Origin of the sequence: Oceanimonas pelagia, from assembly GCF_030849025.1 — a bacterium.
Lineage (GTDB): Bacteria > Pseudomonadota > Gammaproteobacteria > Enterobacterales > Aeromonadaceae > Oceanimonas > Oceanimonas pelagia.
In genome coordinates this window covers 3,332,501-3,350,697 of sequence record NZ_CP118224.1, presented here as the reverse complement: position 1 = coordinate 3,350,697, position 18,197 = coordinate 3,332,501, and the positions used below count along the sequence as shown (strand labels likewise).

The following is an 18,197-nucleotide window of genomic DNA, read 5'->3' as shown; positions in this document are numbered from 1 at the left end:
GGACTCATGATACGACTTGCGATTATCATCGCCATTCTGGCCGCCGGCCTGGTGGCGGGCCCCGAGTTTATGGGCCGTCAGGGCTATGTGCTGGTGGCCGCCGGCAACTACACCATAGAAACCACAGTCACCGTATTTCTGGTGGCGGCCGTGCTGTTCTACCTGCTGCTGCTGTTTATTGAATGGCTGCTGGGCCGCATTTTCGGCCTCAGCCACCGCACCCGTGGCTGGTTTATGGGCCGCCGCCGGCGCAAGGCCCTGAACTACACTCAGAGCGGCATGCAGGCGCTGGTGGCGGAAGACTACGCCACCGCCGAAAAAATGCTGCTCAAAGGCACCAGGGGCAACGATCTGGCGCTGCTCAACTACCTCAATGCCGCCAGCGCCGCACAGGCCCAGGGCAACGAGGAAAAACGCGACGATTACCTGCGTCAGGCCCAGGAGCAGCACCCGGCCGCCAGCCTGGCGGTGGGCATTACCCAGGCCCGGCTGCAATACCAGCAGGGCCAGTTCGAGCAGGCCCTGGCCGGTGTGCAGGAACTGGAGCAGACCTACGGTCACCAGCCGGCCCTGCTCAAGCTGCAAAAAGACGTGTATCTGGCCACCGGCCAGTGGCAGGCCCTGCTCGGTATCCTCGACAGCCTGGCCAACAAGAACCTGATCGACGCCAGCGAAAAGGAGGCCCTGCGCCAGCAGTGCTGGATTGGCCGTTTTGACCAGGCCGCCCACGACGAAGGCAGCGAAGGTCTGATCAAAGTGTGGCAGGCGCTGCCGCGCAAGGACAAGTACAATCCCGAGCTGCTGCTGCCCCTGTGTGACCGGCTGATCGGCCTCAAGGCCCACAAGGAAGCCCAGCAGCTGCTGCTGGAGGGCCTCGACAAGAAAACCGATGCCGGCCTGTTACTGTGCGCCACCCGGCTGCAGCTGAGCGACTACCATCCGTTGCTTACCGCGCTGGAAAAGAAAGCCAAAAAGGAAAGCCTGCCCGAACTGCACTCCGCCCTGGGCCGGCTGTACCTGAAGGACGGCAAGGACGATCAGGCCGAACAGCAGCTGCAACAGGCGGTAGCCCAAAAGCCCGATGCCCAGGACTATGTGCTGCTGGCCCAGCTGGCGGAAAAGCGCAAGGATCTGACCAGAGCCAACGACTACTACAGGCACAGCCTGGCCCTGACACCGGCCTGAGCCGTGGCCTGAAACGCAAAAAGAGGAGCCTGGGCTCCTCTTTTTTATGGCCGTTGCCGGCTCAGATGTCTTTATACAACTTAATCAAGGTCGCCGGATCCCGCTCCAGAAAGCCCTTGCTGCCGTGCTGGCGCATCAGCTGGGCGGCCAGCCCCGACATGGGGGTGGCGCTGCCGGCGCGCAGGCTCTGGGCCACCGCCATATCCAGATCCTTGAGCAGGGTGCGCACGTGCCACCTGGGATCCGGATCGGACTCTTCCGCCATCAGCGGACCGGTGATCTGCATGGGTTTGGAATCGGCAAAACCGCCGGCCAGGGCCGTGGGGATCTGCTCCGCGTCCACGCCACAGGCCTTGGCCAGGGCCATCATTTCCGCCAGCACCATCAGGTTGCAGCCCACTATCATCTGGTTGCATACCTTGGTCACCTGGCCGGCACCCACGCCGCCCATGCGGGTGACCCGCTGAGACAGCGGCGCCAGCACCGGACGAATACGTTCGATATCGGCTTCCTCGCCACCACACATAATGGCCAGGGTGCCGGCCTCGGCGCCGGCCACGCCGCCGGACACCGGCGAGTCTACCCAGCCCATGCCGCAGGCTGCTTTCAGCCGGGCGGCAAAATCACGGGTGGCATCGGGATCGGAGCTGGAAAAGTCCACCAGCAGCTGGCCTTCCCGGCCGTGCCCGGCCACCCCGCCTTCACCGAACACCACACTTTCCACCACGGCGGTGTTGGCCAGGCACAGCATGACCAGATCCACCTGTTCGGTCAGCTCGCCAATGCTGTTGGCCACACGCGCGCCGGCGGCAGCCACCCCGGCCAGCTTGTCGGTGCTGCGGTTCCACACGGTCACATCATGGCCGGCGGCCAGCAGCCGCTCGGTCATGGGCTTGCCCATCAGGCCAATGCCGATAAATCCCAGTTTCATACTTTCTCCCTGTCAGTCGTGGATGCAGGCCGGTAATAACACAGCCCCTTCTGCATTGCCAGGCACAGCCAGCAGCTGAGCACAAAGGGCATGGTCAGCATGGGCAGGCCCAGCTTGAGCATGGCCGCCGTCATCAGTCCGGCCAGTGCCGGGGCCAGCAATATCCAGAACTGCCGGCTGCCATGCCAGAACATGGCAATGGCCGCCAGCACGCCGTTATAACCGGTGAGGCCGAAGTTGATGTAATCCGGGTTCACCAGCAACAGCAGGGCCGCGCCGCTCGACACCATGGCGCCCACGAAGGCCCAGCCCAGCATGCCGATGCCGGCCAGCAACAGGGCGGCGCAGATCAGTACCGCCGGCACCATGTCGGGCAGAAAGATCACCTGGCCGATGGCCGACAGCGAAAAGTTGTAGCCCTGCGGTACCTCGTCGGCCACCCGCTGGCCCACAAAATACAGCCAGGGCAGCACCACCAGGTTAAAGGGCAGGGTATACCAGGGAATGGCCGCCAGCCGGCGCAGCCGGTAATACAGCCAGGCCGAAAATCCGCCGCCCAGCGCCGACAGCAGCAGCCACAACGGGGTATGCTCGGCAAACAGGCCAAAGGCCAGCCCCACCAGAGCGGCGTTAAAGCCGAACAGGCCGTCGCGCCAGGCCTCCGGCTCCCACTTGCAGACCAGCGCCAGCAGGGTGGCACACAGCGTGGCCAGCATCATGGTGGCAGCCATCCAGGGTGACGCCCAGATCACCCCCGCCACGATCAGGGCTCCGGCAAGGCGGTTGTTCAAAAAGTATATCTGGCCAATGGCGGCCAGCAGGGAAGACAACAGCGCCACGAAAGACACTCCTGTACCAAAAGGAAAGAAAACAGAGACGGCGCGATTAAAACAGCAGAGCGAAAACTGGTCAACACATAATTGTGAACAGTGTTGTGTTCACGTTAATACCCTGGTTCAAGGAGCGGGAGCCATAAAAATGCCGGGACAGGCCCGGCATCCGATATCGAACTCTGAGCCCGGTCAGTGGGCCAGGAAAAAGCGGTAAGCGGGATCCTGGGTCACGTCATACCAGGTGTAGCCCAGCTCCGCCAGATGCCCCTCAAACGAGGCCATGTCGCTGTCGGGCAGTTCAAAACCGCACAACACCCGGCCAAATTCGGCGCCGTGGTTGCGGTAGTGAAACAGGCTGATGTTCCAGCGGGTCCCCAGTGTGCGCAAAAAGCGCATCAGGGCGCCGGGCTGCTCCGGAAAACGGAAGCTGTACAGCCGTTCCTGCAGCGGCTTGGGCGTGCGGCCGCCGACCATGTAGCGCACATGGGATTTGGCCAGATCGTTGTCGGTCATGTTGGCCACCGGATACCCGGCCTGCTCCAGCTCCGCCATGATCTGCGCCAGCTCCCGATCGCCGTCAGACAGCCGTACCGACACCAGCAGCGCCGCCTTGTCGTCCGAGGAGTAACGGTAGTTGAACTCGGTCACCATGCGGTTGCCGAGCACCTCGCAAAACTGCAGAAAGGCGCCCTTGCGCTCAGGGATTGTCACCGCCAGCACCCCTTCCCGCTTCTCGCCCAGCTCGCAGCGCTCGGACACGTAACGCAGGGAATGGAAGTTGACGTTGGCGCCGCTGAGCACCGCCGCCATGCGGGCGTGGGCATAGTCCCCGGCCTGACTGTATTTCTTCAGGCCTGCCAGGGACAACGCCCCGGAAGGCTCGGCAATGGCCCGGGTGTCCTCGAAGATGTCCTTGAGGGCGGCGCAAATCTCGTCTGAAGTGACGGTGATCACCCCGTCGAGAAATTCCCGGCACAGGCGAAAGGTTTCGGTGCCGATGCGCTTCACCGCCACCCCGTCGGCAAACATGCTGACCCGGTCCAGAGTGACGATGTCGCCGGCCTTGAGCGCTGCATTAAGACAGGCGGAGCCCTCGGCCTCGACCCCGATCACCTTGACCTGGGGCAGCAGCTGCTTGATGTACACCGCCATTCCGGCGGCCAGGCCGCCGCCGCCCACCGGCACAAACACGTGGGTCAGGCGGGTGTCCTGCTCCAGCAGTTCCCGGCCCACCGTGCCCTGGCCGGCGATCACGTCCTCATCGTCAAAGGGCGGGATCAGGGTGGCACCCTTTTCCTGCATCAATTCCAGACAGCGGGCATAGGCCTCGTCGAAGTTGTTGCCGTGCAGCACCACCTTGCCGCCAAAGCGGCGCACCGACTCCACCTTGATATCGGGGGTGACGACGGGCATGACGATGGTGGCGTCGATGCCCAGCCTGGCCGCCGACAGCGCCACCCCCTGCGCGTGGTTGCCCGCCGAGGCGGCGATCACGCCACGCTGCTGCTGCTCGGGGGTGAGCTGAGCAATCTTGTTGTAGGCACCGCGCAGCTTGAAAGAGTGCACCGGCTGCATGTCTTCCCGTTTGAGGGAAACCGGGTGCCCCAGCCGCTCGGACAGCTTCTTGAGCGGCGACAGCGGCGTGACCCGGGCCGCCTCGTACACCGGCGACAGCAAAATCTGGCGCAGGTACTCGGCCGCCGAACGGGGCGTGCCTTTTTCTTCCTTCAACGCCGGTTGTGCCATGGCATCAGCCTCCCAGCTTGCTGCGATCGCGCACCGCGCCCTTGTCGGCACTGGTGGCCAGAGAGGCGTAGGCGCGCAGGGCAAAGGACACTTCCCGCTCGCGGTTTTCCGGGCGCCAGGCCTGTTCGCCCCTCGCGTCCATGGCTTCGCGGCGGGCCGCCAGCTCCTGCTCGGACACCGCCAGCTCAATGCGGCGGGCCGGAATGTCGATGTCGATGATGTCGCCGGTCTGTACCAGGCCAATGGTGCCGCCATTGGCCGCCTCGGGCGAGACGTGACCGATGGACAGGCCGGAGGTACCGCCGGAGAAGCGACCGTCGGTGATCAGAGCGCACTTGGTGCCCAGCCCCATGGACTTGAGGTAGGTGGTGGGGTACAGCATTTCCTGCATGCCCGGACCGCCCTTGGGCCCTTCGTAGCGGATCACCACCACTTCACCGGCCTTGACCTCACCGCCGAGAATGCCGGCCACCGCGGTATCCTGGCTCTCGTACACCCGGGCCGGACCACGGAAGGTCAGGTTTTCGTCGGCCACGCCGGCGGTCTTGACGATACAGCCGTCAATGGCCAGGTTGCCGGCCAGCACCGCCAGACCGCCTTCCTGACTGTAGGCGTTGTCGATGCTGCGGATACAGCCCTCGGCCCGATCGTCATCCAGGGTGTCCCAGCGGCAGTCCTGACTGAAGGCCCTGGTGGTGCGAATGCCCGCCGGGCCGGCACGGAACATGGTTTTTACCGCCTCGTCGTCGGTCACCATGATGTCGTAGCGGGCCAGCTGCTCGGCCAGGGTCATGCCCAGCACGGTATTCACCTCGGTGTTGAGCAGGCCGGCACGGGCCAGCTCGGCCAGTATGCCCATGACGCCACCGGCGCGGTGCACATCTTCCATGTGGTACTTCTGGGTGGACGGGGCCACCTTGCACAGCTGAGGCACGCGGCGCGACAGCGCATCGATGTCGTCCATGGTGAAGTCCACTTCCGCTTCCTGGGCGGCGGCCAGCAGGTGCAGCACGGTATTGGTAGAGCCGCCCATGGCGATGTCCAGCACCATGGCGTTTTCAAACGCGGCCTTGGTGGCGATGTTGCGCGGCAGCACGCTGGTGTCGTCACCTTCGTAATAACGCTTGGTCAGCTCGACGATGCGGTGACCGGCGGTCTTGAACAGCTGCTCGCGATCGGCGTGAGTGGCCAGCAGGGAGCCGTTGCCGGGCTGGGACAGGCCCAGGGCCTCGGTCAGGCAGTTCATGGAGTTGGCGGTAAACATGCCGGAGCAGGAGCCACAGGTGGGGCAGGCGCTGCGCTCAACCTGTTCGCTCTGGGCGTCGGACACCGTGGGATCGGCCCCCTGAATCATGGCGTCTACCAGGTCCAGCTTGATCAGCTGGTCGGACAGCTTGGTCTTGCCCGCTTCCATCGGGCCGCCAGAGACGAAAATCACCGGAATGTTGACCCGCAGGGCGGCCATCAGCATGCCGGGAGTGATCTTGTCACAGTTGGAGATGCACACCATGGCGTCGGCGCAGTGGGCGTTGACCATGTACTCCACCGAGTCGGCGATCAGCTCACGGCTGGGCAGGGAGTAAAGCATGCCGCCATGACCCATGGCGATACCGTCATCCACCGCGATGGTGTTGAATTCCTTGGCCACACCGCCGGCCGCTTCAATTTCGCGAGCCACCAGCTGCCCCATGTCCTTGAGGTGCACGTGGCCGGGCACAAACTGGGTGAAGGAGTTCACCACGGCGATAATCGGCTTGCCGAAATCATCTTCGGTCATGCCGGTGGCGCGCCACAGGGCGCGGGCGCCGGCCATGTTGCGGCCGTGGGTGGTGGTGGCTGAACGATACCTTGGCATTCCTTTTACTCCTGATATTGCGTGAGAACAGCGGGGCGCCTACGCGCCCCATCTCCATTAATTTGAATTAGTCTTTTACCGGGGTGAGCCAGCCCCATTTGTCCTGAGTGCTGCCGTCAAACAGGCCGAAAAACGCCTGTTGCAGCTCCTTGGTGATCGGGCCCCGCTTGCCTTCACCCAGAGTGATACCGTCCACGCTGCGCACCGGGGTGACCTCGGCGGCGGTGCCGGTCATGAACATTTCGTCGGCCAGATACAGGGCTTCCCGGGCAATGGCTTCTTCCCGCACCTGGTAACCGGCGTCCCGCGCCAGAGTCATCAGGGTATCACGGGTAATGCCCGGCAGTATGCAGGCGGTGACCGGCGGTGTGTAGAGCACGCCGTTCTTGATCAGGAACAGGTTCTCGCCGGCGCCTTCACTGAGGTGGCCGTGCACATCGAGGGAAATGCCCTCGCTGTAGCCGTGGCGCTTGGCTTCACCGGAGATCAGCTGGGACGACAGGTAGTTGCCCCCCGCCTTGGCGCCGGTGGGCATGGTGTTGGGCGCCAGCCGGTTCCAGGAGGTCACACAGACGTCGACGCCGTTTTCCAGCCCTTCCTCGCCCAGATAGGCGCCCCAGGGAATGGCGGCGATGATCACCTCGCAGGGCACGTTTTTCGGCGCATTCAGGCCCATGCCGACATTGCCCACAAACACCAGCGGCCGCAGATAGGCACTGTCGAGGTCGTTGTCGGCTACCGCCGCCCGGCAGGCATCCATCAGCTCTGCCTTGGTATAGGGAATGGCCATCCGGTAGATCTTGGCGGAATCAAACAGCCGCTGCACGTGCTCTTCCAGCCGGAAAATCGCCGGCCCTCTGGGGGTGTTGTAGGCGCGAATGCCTTCAAACACCGAGGAGCCGTAGTGCAGGGCATGGGTCATCACATGCACCTGGGCCTTGTCCCAGGGTACCATCTTCCCGTTGAACCAGATGTACTTGGCGGTAGACATTGTTGTTATCCTTAAGCCGATTTTTTCAGCGGTTGCTCCATGATGTGCGCTTCAACGCGGGTCACATTCATCAGCTTGGCAAGCTGGTTGCTCAGCAGCTGAATGGGACGCTCACTGCTGACAGTAACCCTGATGTTCAGGTTTTGACAATCGGCGGAGGTGGACATTTCCATGTCGTCCACGCGAAAGCCGCGGTGACGGGTCATGCGCAGCACTCGCTCGAGCACTTCCGGGCGAAACTGGGCTTCTATCTGCAAATTGTGCTGGTTCATGCTTTGCTCTCCATCATTTGATCGTTGGCAACGCCCGGCGGCACCAGGGGCCAGACGTTCTCTTCCTCTGAAATACGCACGTGCAGCAGGTAGGCGGTGTCGGACTGCAGCATGCGCGCGATGGCGGGCTGCACCTGCTCCTTGCGGGTAATGGTTTCGCCCGGAATGCCAAAGGCAGCGGCCATGGCCACGAAATCCGGGTTGTCGGTCAAAATGGTTTCACTGAAGCGGCCGTCGAAGAACAGCTCCTGCCACTGGCGCACCATGCCCAGGCGCTGGTTGTCGAGCAGTACCATCTTCACCGGCAGCTGGGCGCGTTTGAGGGTACCCAGCTCCTGCACATTCATCATGAAGGAGCCGTCACCGGACACCAGTACCGACTCGTGCTCGGGGCGGGCCAGCTTGGCACCAATGGCGGCGGGCAGGCCAAAGCCCATGGTACCCAGGCCGGCACTGCTGAGGTGGTTGCGCGGGCTGGTAAAGCGCATGTGCTGGGCCACCCACATCTGGTGCTGACCCACGTCGCAGCTGACCATGGCGGTGTCGTCCAGCGCCTCGCTCAGTTGCTTGAGCATCAGCGGTGCAAAAATGCCTTCGCCCGGGTGGTCGTAACGCCACTGGTGCTCGTCCTTGAGCGCCCTGCACTGCTCACGCCAGGGGTCGATGGCCAGCCGCTCGCCGGTAAGCCGCGGCAATACCTCGGTCAGCTCGGCATCGATCCCCACATGGGCATGGCGCACCTTGCCAAACTCGGCGGCGTCCTTGTCCAGGTGGATCACCCTGGCATTGACCGCGAAGGCATCAAGCTTGCCGGTGACCCGATCGTCGAAACGGGCGCCGACCACCATCAGCAGATCGCTCTGTTGAACCGCCAGGTTGGCGGCTTTTGTTCCGTGCATGCCCAGCATGCCCAAAAACAGCTCATGGTCCGGATTCAGCGTGCCGATGCCCTTCAGGGTGGTGACCGCGGGAATCCCGCTTTGCTCGGCAAAAGCACGTAATTCTGCCTCGGCATTGGCCATGCCCACGCCGCCCCCCACGTACAGCACCGGCTGACGCGCCGCCGCCAGCAGCGCCTTGGCTTCGGCCAGGGCGGCCTCGTCGAGGGTATTGGGTGCCGTGGTACAGGGCACGGTGGCACGGGGCTCCACCGGCGCGACCTGAATGTTTTTGGGCACATCGATAAGCACCGGGCCGGGACGACCAGAACGGGCCACTTCAAAGGCTTCGGCGATGATGTCGCCAAGATCTTCCACGTTCTCTACCAGATAAGAGTGTTTTGTGCAGGACAGCGACATGCCCAGCACGTCCACTTCCTGAAAGGCGTCGGTGCCGATGGCGGCCATGGGCACCTGGCCGGTGATGGCCACCACCGGAATGGAGTCGAGCATGGCGTCGGCCAGACCGGTGATCAGGTTGGTGGCGCCGGGGCCGGAGGTAGCCATGCACACCCCCACCTGACCACTGGCTCTGGCATAGCCCACCGCGCCCAGGGCGGCGGCCTGCTCATGCCGGCACAGCAGATGGTCCACACCGCCGTCGTAGAGGGCGTCGTAAAGCGGCATGATGGCGCCGCCGGGGTAACCGAAGATCTGGGTGACCCCTTGTTGTTTCAGTGTCTGGACAATGTACTGTGCGCCATTCATGTGATTTTCTGTCCCTGTATTGCTGCCAAAATGATGTAAAAAAAAACCCCCGAAAGACTCGGGGGTTTGTGTGTTGTTGTCGGCCGGTTACCGGCTTTCGTCAGACCACAGTGCCCCGAGCGGAGATTTAATAATCACCACTAGGACCACGATAATGTTGACGATGCGTACGATGGAATTCATAAAACCGACCAAAAATAATGCTGTTTGCCGGACTCTCCGGCGCCGCTGGCCTATAGAACTAGCATAGTGTTCTACACTACTCAAGACTTTATTCTGCCAGCATCACAAAAAAAGCCGGTCAGCACGCCACCGGCATCAGTTTAAAACACTAAAAAAGTACACATTAGCAAGATAAAAATTCAAGGAATGACCTATGTCCCTTGCCGTTGTGTTTGCCCGGGCCAGCCTGGGCGTGACCGCGCCCCTGGTGACGGTGGAAGCCCATCTGGCCAACGGCCTGCCGGCATTCAACATAGTGGGCCTGCCGGAAACCACGGTGAAGGAAGCCCGCGACCGGGTGCGCAGCGCCCTGATCAACGCCGGCTTTGAATTTCCCGCCCGGCGCATTACCGTCAACCTGGCACCGGCGGATCTGCCCAAGGAGGGAGGACGCTTCGATCTGCCCATCGCCATGGCCATTCTCGCCGCCTCGGAGCAGATTCCGGCGTCGTCCCTGGACGGACTGGAATTTCTCGGCGAGCTGGCGCTGACCGGTGAACTGCGCGGCATCAGGGGCGTGCTGCCGGCGGTGCTGGCCGCCCGTGACAGCGATCGCCGGCTGATCATTCCCGCGGCGAACGAGGATGAGGCCGGGCTGCTCTCCCCTTGCCCTGCGCTGCTGGCCGAGCACCTGCTGGCCATCACCGCCTGGCTGCGCGAACAGGGCGAGCTGGCTCACCCCGCGGCCGTCGTCCCGAGTGAACAGGCCATCGGCTGCTGCCTGAGCGAGGTCATCGGCCAGGAAAGCGGCAAGCGGGCACTGGAGATTGCCGCCGCTGGTGAACACAACCTGTTGTTGCTTGGTCCTCCTGGAACCGGCAAGAGCATGCTGGCGGCCCGGCTGCCGGGGCTGCTGCCGGCCATGGCCGAACAGGAAGCGCTGGAAGCCGCCGCCATTCGCTCCATCAGCGGTCAGCCGCCGAAGCTCAGCCAGTGGCGGCAGCGGGCCTTTCGCCAGCCTCATCATTCTTCCTCGGCGGCGGCGCTGGTGGGCGGGGGCAGCCACCCCAAACCGGGAGAGATCTCCCTTGCCCATCATGGCGTGCTGTTTCTCGACGAGCTCACCGAGTTTGAACGCAGAGTGCTCGATGCTCTGCGCGAACCGCTGGAAACCGGCGTCATCAGCATTTCCCGGGCCGCCCACAGCGTGACCTTTCCCGCCCGCTTTCAGCTGATCGGCGCCATGAATCCCAGCCCTTGCGGCCACTACCAGGACGGCCTGAGCCGCAGCTCGCCGGAGCAGATCCTGCGTTATCTTGGCAAACTGTCCGGCCCCTTTCTGGACCGCTTTGACCTGTCGGTGGAAATTCCCCTGCTGCCGCCGGGGGAACTGAGCCGGCCCCGGCAAAAGTCGGCCAGTTCCACCGAAGTACGCACCCGGGTACTGGCCGCACGGGAGCGACAACAGCACAGGGCCGGCAAGCCCAATGCGCGCCTGAGTGCCGCCGAACTTGAGCGATTATGTCCATTAACCCCCGAAGACGCCGCCTTTCTGGAGCAGGCCCTGCACCGCATGAAGCTGTCCATTCGCGCCTGGCATAAACTTATTCGGGTGGCCCGCACCATCGCCGACCTGGCCGGTGAGCCGCATATCGGCCGCCCTCATCTGATGGAAGCCCTGGGCTACCGGGCCATGGACCGGCTGCTGGCCCGCCTGCGGGAATGAACAGGCCCATCATCAACAAGGAGAACACCATGAAAAGCGCCAGGGAATTTGCCGAATGGCTGCAGGAACGCTTTGGCAAACACAAGGACGGAGTCTATCTGACCCGGCACGACATTGCCGAGCTCTCTGGCCGGCAACGTTATAACCAGCAGTTTGTCTCGGATGTACATTTTGAGCTGACCCTGCTGGGTATGGGTTTTGTCACCGATTCCCACCGGGAAAAGTTCTATCTGTTTCACCTGCCCAGCACCCACTGGCGGGCATTTGGCCATGACGATATCGATCTGCCGGCTGCTCACGAGCAGAACGACGAGCCATAAAAACGGCCGGTAACATGACCGGCCGCGGGCTTACGCTGTTTGCTTACCCCTGGTCGGCGGAAAGCAGGTATTCCACCACGCGGTAGAAGCGGTCCTCCGAACCAATCTCACCCATGTTCAGCTGGTATTTACCGCGCACGATCACCGTGGGGGTGCCGCGCACATTGAACTTTTCGGTGAGTTTGTCGTATTTGGCAATCATGCCGTTGAGGGCGAAACTGTTGATGACCCCGTCGAAGTCCTTGGCGTCCACGCCGTTGGCCACGAACACATCTTTCACGTCGTCGAGAGAGCCCGGCATCTTTTTCTGACGGTGAATGCGATCAAACATCACCGGGGTGATCTTGTCTTCCACCTTCAGCAACACGGCGGCACCGTAAGCACGCTGCAACACCGGACCCATGTCACGACCCAGAAAACTTACCGGCACCTTGTTGATTTCGGCGTCGGGCAGGCGCTCGCCCAGTTTGTCCATCAGCGGTTCAAAGCTGTAGCAATGAGGGCAAACATAGGAGAAAAACTCGGTCACTTCCGGCTTGCTGCTGGGCACATCACTGACCACGGTATATTCCACCCCTTCCTGAAACTCGGAAGCGGCCTGGGCCAGGGGGGCCAGCAACAAGGTCATAACGGCAAAAATCAGCTTTTTCATAGGATAAATTCCGTTCGTTTAGGGCCGATCCAAATTAAGGAATCAGCTCCATGAGGTCAAGGACAACGGCGGTGCCGAGAGACTCTCGGCCTGGTCGGCCAGCGTGCGCACCTGCTGCTGCCAGTAATCCTGAGTATTAAACCAGGGAAACGCCACCGGAAAGGCCGGATCGCTCCAGCGGGCCGCCAGCCAGGCCATGTAGTTGATCATGCGCAACGCCCGCAGGGGTTCAATCAAGGCCAGCTCGGCAGTGTTAAACTCGCGCACGGTTTCATAGCCCGCCAGCAGGGTGTCGAGCTGCAACAGCTGCTCCCGGCGATCACCGCTCAGCATCATCCACAGATCCTGCACCGCCGGGCCACGACGACAATCGTCAAAGTCCAGCAACCAGGGACCGCGCTCCCACAGCAGATTGCCGCCATGGCAGTCGCCATGAATGCCCACCAGCGTGCCGGGCCGATAATGTCCGGTTACCCCTGTGATCAACTGGTCCAAGGCGCTGAAAAAGCCGGCACGCAATGACGTGGGGATGGCCGCCTGCCGTTCCAGCACCGCCCGGGCATGGGCCAGCTCGGCGACAGGATCCATCACCGGCCGCAGATCCAACGCCAGGGTTTCTCCCACACAATGCAACCGGGCCAGCTGCTCCCCCAGGGCTTCCAGCTGCTCCAGGTTATCCGGCTCAAAGGCGCGCGCCGGCACCGCGCGCCACACCGAAAACAACAGGCCATGGCATTCAAACAGGCTTAGGCCATCACGCTGCAGCGGCTCGGCCACCCTCACCCCCTGCCCGGCGGCGACGGTCACAAAGGACAGCTCCTGCTCGATCTGGGAACGAGTCCAGCGCCCGGGCCGGTAAAACTTGGCCACCAGGGCGCCGTCACTCTCCGACTGAAAACGGTAAACCCGGTTCTCGTAGCTGTTCAGGGCCATCAGTCCCCGGTCCACGTAAATACCGACACTGGCCAGCGCCTCGTCGATCACGTCCGGGGTCAGTTGGTAATAATCCATAGATCTCCAATAAAAAAGCCGCAGACTCGCTGCGGCTTACTCTAACATGCTTTACCGGAGTTCAGCGCAGGGCGCTGAAGAACTTGCTCTCGGTGCGCACCGAAGACTTGGCATCGTCGGCATCCGCGTCCTTGCGCGTCATCACAAAGGCAATGTCCTGCACCGGCGAGCCCAGCAGATAAGGATCCACCGACAGACTGACCGGCAGGCTCAGCACCTCGCCGCCATCAATGCTGACTTCGGCAGGGCCAATCCACTCAACCTCTTCCATGCCTTCCACGCTCAGCTGATAGGTGGCCGGCGCCAGGGTCTTGTTGAGCAACTTGAGGGTATAGGTGTTCTCCACCAGACCTTCGGCGGTTTCCCGGTAGAGCTGGTTGCGATCCCGAATCACCTCTATGCCCATGGGCATGATACGGGTGGCCATAAAGGCAAAAGCGGCCAGCATGATCACCATGACAAAGCCGTACCCAATCAGCTTGGGACGGGCCACGTGGGTCTCTTTGTGCACCAGCTTGTGCTCTGTGGTGTAGCTGATGAGGCCCGGCTCGTAGCCCATGCGCTCCATGGTCTGGTCGCAGGCGTCGATACAGGCGCCGCAGTTGATGCATTCATACTGCAGGCCATCACGAATATCGATGCCGGCCGGACACACCTGCACACACATGTCGCAGTCGATACAGTCACCCAGGCCCAGCTCTTTGGGATCCTTCTTGCGCGGACGGGGGCCTCGCGTTTCACCGCGTTCGGCGTCATAGCTGACGATATAGGTGTCCTTGTCGAACATGGCCGACTGGAAACGGGCATAGGGGCACATGTGAGTACACATGATGGTGCGCATAAAACCGGCGTTACCATAGGTACAGAAGGCGAAAAACAGCACCCAGAAACCGGCCCAGAAGCTGGCGGAGAAGGTCAGCAGACCCCAGGCCAGCTCCTGCGCCGGAATGAAATAGGCGATAAAGGTAAACCCGGTGAGCAGCGACACCGCCAGCCAGCCGGTATGCTTGGCGGCCTTGCGCCAGATCTTGTTGAGGCTCCAGGGCGCCTTGTCGAGCTGGCGGCGTTTGTTGGCACTGCCTTCAAACTTTTCCTCGAACCAGATAAAGATAAAGGTCCACACCGTTTGCGGACACAGATAACCACACCATACCCGACCGAGAAAGGTGGTCAGAAAAAACAGGCCAAAGGCCGCCACCATAAACAGCAGGGCCAGCAAGGTCAGGTCCTGAGGCCACAAAGTGGTACCGAATACATGAAAACGCTGCTGCTCCACGTCCAGCAAAATGGCCTGATTGCCGTTCCACTGGATCCAGGGCCCCGCCAGGAACACCAGCATCAGCAACCAGCCCATCTGTTTGCGCAGGCGCTGCCATTTTCCGGTTTGCGCCCTGACGTAAATATGGCCATCATCGGCGGGCCGGTGAGAGCGTGGTTTGGGGGTGACGTCTTTCACGTCGATTCTGCTTTTTTTATCGTTCATTGATGCTCACATCTTCGCTCTGGTTGCTGCTTGGATCTGCCTACAAGATGTAACCCCTTGTTAACATGCAGATAAAATACGACTTATGGCGCATTTTGCGCCAAAAGCGCAAGGGAAAAGGTGATCTTGATCACTCTTTTACCGAACGGGCAAGTAAGGACCCGTCCAGCGCTTCCATGATAGGGCACTCCGGTTTACCGTCTCCATGACATTGATCAGCCAAACGACGTAAACCTTGCAGCAGATTCTGCATATGGGCAATGCGTTGCTCGAGATCGCCTATTTTGGTCAGGGTCAGCGCCTTGACCTCGGCGCTGGTCCGGCATTCGTTATCGTGCAATGCCAGCAGCTCCCGACACTCGTCCAGGTTAAACCCGGCCTCCCGCGCATTTTTCACGAACCTAATACGACGAACCAGGGCGTTACCGTAGCTGCGATAACCGTTTTCGCCCCGCTCGGGGCTGGGAATAAGGCCGATAGCCTCATAATAACGAAGGGTTTTGGCGGTCAGCCCGGTCAGCTCGGCCACCTTGCTGATATTCATGCCCGACTCCGTGAAAGAAAATGTGTATGCTTTCACCATAACCTTTCCCCTTGGGGCAAGGTCAAGCCCATTGTCAGCCACAACGAAAAAAGCCCGATACATAAGTATCGGGCTTTTCGAAGAGAGTGTTTGACTGTGACCTACTTTCACATGGCAGCTGCCACACTATCATCGGCGCGGTTGCGTTTCACTTCTGAGTTCGGCAAGGGATCAGGTGGGGCCACAACGCTATGGCAGTCAAACAAATTTTGGTGCTGATACCCAGAATCGAACTGGGGACCTCACCCTTACCAAGGGTGCGCTCTACCATCTGAGCTATATCAGCAGAAATTGGGTGCCTGGCAGTGACCTACTTTCACATGGCAGCTGCCACACTATCATCGGCGCGGTTGCGTTTCACTGCTGAGTTCGGCATGGAGTCAGGTGGTTCCACAACGCTATGGCCGCCAGGCATAAAACTTTAATTCGGAAAAAGCGTTTTGATGAAGAATTCGTAGTCTCGACCTGCAAGGTCTCACACTTCTTGGGTGTTGTATGGTTAAGCCGCACGGGTCATTAGTACAGGTTAGCTGCACGCCTCACAGCGCTTCCACACCCTGCCTATCAACGTCCTGGTCTCGGACGGCCCTTTAGAGAGCTCGAAGCTCTGGGGATGACTCATCTCGAGGCTCGCTTCCCGCTTAGATGCTTTCAGCGGTTATCGATTCCGAACTTAGCTACCGGGCAGTGCCACTGGCGTGACAACCCGAACACCAGAGGTTCGTCCACTCCGGTCCTCTCGTACTAGGAGCAGCCCCTCTCAATCATCCAACGCCCACGGCAGATAGGGACCGAACTGTCTCACGACGTTCTGAACCCAGCTCGCGTACCACTTTAAATGGCGAACAGCCATACCCTTGGGACCGACTTCAGCCCCAGGATGTGATGAGCCGACATCGAGGTGCCAAACACCGCCGTCGATATGAACTCTTGGGCGGTATCAGCCTGTTATCCCCGGAGTACCTTTTATCCGTTGAGCGATGGCCCTTCCATTCAGAACCACCGGATCACTATGACCTGCTTTCGCACCTGCTCGACGTGTCTGTCTCGCAGTTAAGCTGGCTTATGCCATTGCACTAACCGTACGATGTCCGACCGTACTTAGCCAACCTTCGTGCTCCTCCGTTACGCTTTGGGAGGAGACCGCCCCAGTCAAACTACCCACCAGGCACTGTCCTCATCCCCGATTAGGGGACCAAGTTAGAACATCAAACATACAAGGGTGGTATTTCAAGGTCGGCTCCACGGCAACTGGCGTCACCGCTTCACAGCCTCCCACCTATCCTACACATGTAGGGTCAATGTTCAGTGCCAAGCTATAGTAAAGGTTCACGGGGTCTTTCCGTCTAGCCGCGGGTACACCGCATCTTCACGGCGATTTCAATTTCACTGAGTCTCGGGTGGAGACAGCGTGGCCATGGTTACACCATTCGTGCAGGTCGGAACTTACCCGACAAGGAATTTCGCTACCTTAGGACCGTTATAGTTACGGCCGCCGTTTACCGGGGCTTCGATCAAGAGCTTCACCTTGCGGCTAACCCCATCAATTAACCTTCCGGCACCGGGCAGGTGTCACACCGTATACGTCCTCTTGCGAGTTAGCACAGTGCTGTGTTTTTGATAAACAGTCCCAGCCACCTGGTCACTGCGACTGGCTCAAGCTCCATCCGTAAAGGACTTCACCCGCTCCAGCGTACCTTCTCCCGAAGTTACGGTACTATTTTGCCTAGTTCCTTCACCCGAGTTCTCTCAAGCGCCTTGGTATTCTCTACCCGACCACCTGTGTCGGTTTGGGGTACGGTTCACACACATCTGAAGCTTAGAGGCTTTTCCTGGAAGCAGGGCATCAATGACTTCGGTACCGTAGTACCTTCGTCTCGGGTCTCAGCGTTGTGACTCCGGATTTGCCTAAAGTCACCACCTACTCCCTTTCACCAGGACAACCAACGCCTGGCCCATCTAGCCTTCTCCGTCCCCCCATCGCAATGTGTGTCAGTACGGGAATATTAACCCGTTTCCCATCGACTACGCCTTTCGGCCTCGCCTTAGGGGCCGACTCACCCTGCCCCGATTAACGTTGGACAGGAACCCTTGGTCTTCCGGCGAGGAGGTTTTTCACCCCCTTTATCGTTACTCATGTCAGCATTCGCACTTCTGATATCTCCAGCATGCTTCACAACACACCTTCGCAGACTTACAGAACGCTCCCCTACCACTCACGCAAAGCGTGAATCCGCGGCTTCGGTGCCTAGTTTTAGCCCCGTTACATCTTCCGCGCAGGCCGACTCGACCAGTGAGCTATTACGCTTTCTTTAAATGATGGCTGCTTCTAAGCCAACATCCTGGCTGTCTGAGCCTTCCCACCTCGTTTCCCACTTAACTAGGACTTGGGGACCTTAGCCGGCGGTCTGGGTTGTTTCCCTCTTCACGACGGACGTTAGCACCCGCCGTGTGTCTCCCGGATAGTACTTACTGGTATTCGGAGTTTGCATGGGGTTGGTAAGTCGGGATGACCCCCTAGCCCAAACAGTGCTCTACCCCCAGTAGTATTCGTCCGAGGCGCTACCTAAATAGCTTTCGGGGAGAACCAGCTATCTCCCGGTTTGATTGGCCTTTCACCCCCAGCCACAAGTCATCCCCTAATTTTGCAACATTAGTGGGTTCGGTCCTCCAGTTGATGTTACTCAACCTTCAACCTGCTCATGGCTAGATCACCGGGTTTCGGGTCTACTCCTAGCAACTATTCGCCCAGTTAAGACTCGGTTTCCCTACGGCTCCCCTATACGGTTAACCTTGCTACT

At 60.6% G+C, this 18,197-nt stretch carries 14 protein-coding genes, 1 tRNA gene and 3 rRNA genes (1 of these 18 cut by a window edge); 3 read left to right on the top strand and 15 right to left on the bottom strand.

The window, feature by feature from the left end:
* Positions 1–6: 6 nt before the first annotated feature.
* A complete protein-coding gene (locus tag PU634_RS16035) occupies positions 7–1,185 on the top strand; it encodes a heme biosynthesis HemY N-terminal domain-containing protein (RefSeq protein ID WP_306761832.1) in 1,179 nt (392 codons plus the stop codon).
* A 61-nt stretch (positions 1,186–1,246) separates the two neighbouring features.
* Here the strand turns inward: PU634_RS16035 and PU634_RS16030 are convergent, their stop codons facing one another.
* From PU634_RS16030 to ilvG, 7 genes are all read right to left on the bottom strand, one after another.
* The gene (locus tag PU634_RS16030) at positions 1,247–2,116 is read right to left on the bottom strand and encodes an NAD(P)-dependent oxidoreductase (RefSeq protein ID WP_306761831.1); all 870 of its coding nucleotides are present in this window, start codon (positions 2,114–2,116) and stop codon (positions 1,247–1,249) included.
* Positions 2,113–2,955, bottom strand: a complete 843-nt coding sequence (locus PU634_RS16025) for an urea transporter (RefSeq protein WP_306761829.1) — start codon at positions 2,953–2,955, stop codon at positions 2,113–2,115. Before PU634_RS16025 ends, PU634_RS16030 begins: the two co-directional genes overlap by 4 nt.
* Before the next feature lie 183 nt (positions 2,956–3,138).
* Positions 3,139–4,695, bottom strand: a complete 1,557-nt coding sequence (gene ilvA / locus PU634_RS16020) for a threonine ammonia-lyase, biosynthetic (protein ID WP_306761827.1) — start codon at positions 4,693–4,695, stop codon at positions 3,139–3,141.
* 4 nt (positions 4,696–4,699) lie between these two features.
* Entirely contained in the window at positions 4,700–6,550 is a 1,851-nt protein-coding gene (gene ilvD, locus PU634_RS16015) for a dihydroxy-acid dehydratase (protein ID WP_306761825.1), read from the bottom strand.
* 67 nt (positions 6,551–6,617) lie between these two features.
* Positions 6,618–7,541, bottom strand: coding sequence for a branched-chain amino acid transaminase (locus tag PU634_RS16010; protein ID WP_306761824.1), 924 nt, complete (start codon positions 7,539–7,541; stop codon positions 6,618–6,620).
* 11 nt (positions 7,542–7,552) lie between these two features.
* On the bottom strand, positions 7,553–7,813 hold the full coding sequence (ilvM, locus tag PU634_RS16005; protein ID WP_306761822.1) for an acetolactate synthase 2 small subunit: 261 nt from the start codon (positions 7,811–7,813) through the stop codon (positions 7,553–7,555).
* Entirely contained in the window at positions 7,810–9,459 is a 1,650-nt protein-coding gene (gene ilvG, locus PU634_RS16000; RefSeq protein WP_306761821.1) for an acetolactate synthase 2 catalytic subunit, read from the bottom strand. The genes ilvM and ilvG overlap by 4 nt, the downstream gene beginning before the upstream one ends.
* 376 nt (positions 9,460–9,835) lie before the next feature.
* Between ilvG and PU634_RS15995 the strand changes: the two genes are divergently transcribed.
* Together PU634_RS15995 and PU634_RS15990 are read left to right on the top strand one after the other, a co-directional pair.
* Positions 9,836–11,347 carry a YifB family Mg chelatase-like AAA ATPase gene (locus PU634_RS15995; RefSeq protein WP_306761820.1) on the top strand — a complete coding sequence of 504 codons (1,512 nt, stop codon included), beginning with the start codon at positions 9,836–9,838 and terminating at the stop codon, positions 11,345–11,347.
* A 29-nt stretch (positions 11,348–11,376) separates the two neighbouring features.
* The gene (locus tag PU634_RS15990) at positions 11,377–11,667 is read left to right on the top strand and encodes a hypothetical protein (protein ID WP_306761819.1); all 291 of its coding nucleotides are present in this window, start codon (positions 11,377–11,379) and stop codon (positions 11,665–11,667) included.
* Positions 11,668–11,710: 43 nt separating this feature from the next.
* On the opposite strand, the gene PU634_RS15985 is transcribed toward PU634_RS15990, so the two are convergent.
* The 8 genes from PU634_RS15985 to PU634_RS15950 all read right to left on the bottom strand — a co-directional run.
* Entirely contained in the window at positions 11,711–12,319 is a 609-nt protein-coding gene (locus tag PU634_RS15985; RefSeq protein WP_306761818.1) for a thiol:disulfide interchange protein DsbA/DsbL, read from the bottom strand.
* 42 nt (positions 12,320–12,361) lie between these two features.
* Positions 12,362–13,330 carry a serine/threonine protein kinase gene (locus tag PU634_RS15980; RefSeq protein ID WP_306761816.1) on the bottom strand — a complete coding sequence of 323 codons (969 nt, stop codon included), beginning with the start codon at positions 13,328–13,330 and terminating at the stop codon, positions 12,362–12,364.
* Between the two features lie 61 nt (positions 13,331–13,391).
* On the bottom strand, positions 13,392–14,813 hold the full coding sequence (ccoG, locus tag PU634_RS15975) for a cytochrome c oxidase accessory protein CcoG (protein WP_306761815.1): 1,422 nt from the start codon (positions 14,811–14,813) through the stop codon (positions 13,392–13,394).
* A gap of 130 nt (positions 14,814–14,943) precedes the next feature.
* Positions 14,944–15,357: a Cu(I)-responsive transcriptional regulator gene (gene cueR, locus PU634_RS15970; protein ID WP_306761813.1), complete on the bottom strand. Its 414-nt coding sequence runs from the start codon at positions 15,355–15,357 to the stop codon at positions 14,944–14,946.
* A 127-nt stretch (positions 15,358–15,484) separates the two neighbouring features.
* Positions 15,485–15,599 (bottom strand): 5S ribosomal RNA (gene rrf / locus PU634_RS15965).
* Between the two features lie 7 nt (positions 15,600–15,606).
* Positions 15,607–15,682: transfer RNA gene (locus PU634_RS15960), tRNA-Thr, on the bottom strand.
* Positions 15,683–15,693: 11 nt separating this feature from the next.
* A 5S ribosomal RNA gene (gene rrf / locus PU634_RS15955) occupies positions 15,694–15,808 on the bottom strand.
* Between the two features lie 83 nt (positions 15,809–15,891).
* Positions 15,892–18,197, bottom strand: a 23S ribosomal RNA gene (locus tag PU634_RS15950); it runs 585 nt beyond the window's last position.

Coding starts and splice junctions, on each gene's coding strand:
- ilvG (WP_306761821.1), bottom strand. CDS start 9,459: ATGAATGGCGCACAGTACATTGTCCAGACACTGAAACAACAAGGGGTC.
- PU634_RS15985 (WP_306761818.1), bottom strand. CDS start 12,319: ATGAAAAAGCTGATTTTTGCCGTTATGACCTTGTTGCTGGCCCCCCTG.
- ilvA (WP_306761827.1), bottom strand. CDS start 4,695: ATGGCACAACCGGCGTTGAAGGAAGAAAAAGGCACGCCCCGTTCGGCG.
- PU634_RS16030 (WP_306761831.1), bottom strand. CDS start 2,116: ATGAAACTGGGATTTATCGGCATTGGCCTGATGGGCAAGCCCATGACC.
- ilvD (WP_306761825.1), bottom strand. CDS start 6,550: ATGCCAAGGTATCGTTCAGCCACCACCACCCACGGCCGCAACATGGCC.
- ilvM (WP_306761822.1), bottom strand. CDS start 7,813: ATGAACCAGCACAATTTGCAGATAGAAGCCCAGTTTCGCCCGGAAGTG.
- PU634_RS15990 (WP_306761819.1), top strand. CDS start 11,377: ATGAAAAGCGCCAGGGAATTTGCCGAATGGCTGCAGGAACGCTTTGGC.
- PU634_RS15980 (WP_306761816.1), bottom strand. CDS start 13,330: ATGGATTATTACCAACTGACCCCGGACGTGATCGACGAGGCGCTGGCC.
- ccoG (WP_306761815.1), bottom strand. CDS start 14,813: ATGAACGATAAAAAAAGCAGAATCGACGTGAAAGACGTCACCCCCAAA.
- cueR (WP_306761813.1), bottom strand. CDS start 15,357: ATGAATATCAGCAAGGTGGCCGAGCTGACCGGGCTGACCGCCAAAACC.
- PU634_RS15995 (WP_306761820.1), top strand. CDS start 9,836: ATGTCCCTTGCCGTTGTGTTTGCCCGGGCCAGCCTGGGCGTGACCGCG.
- PU634_RS16010 (WP_306761824.1), bottom strand. CDS start 7,541: ATGTCTACCGCCAAGTACATCTGGTTCAACGGGAAGATGGTACCCTGG.
- PU634_RS16035 (WP_306761832.1), top strand. CDS start 7: ATGATACGACTTGCGATTATCATCGCCATTCTGGCCGCCGGCCTGGTG.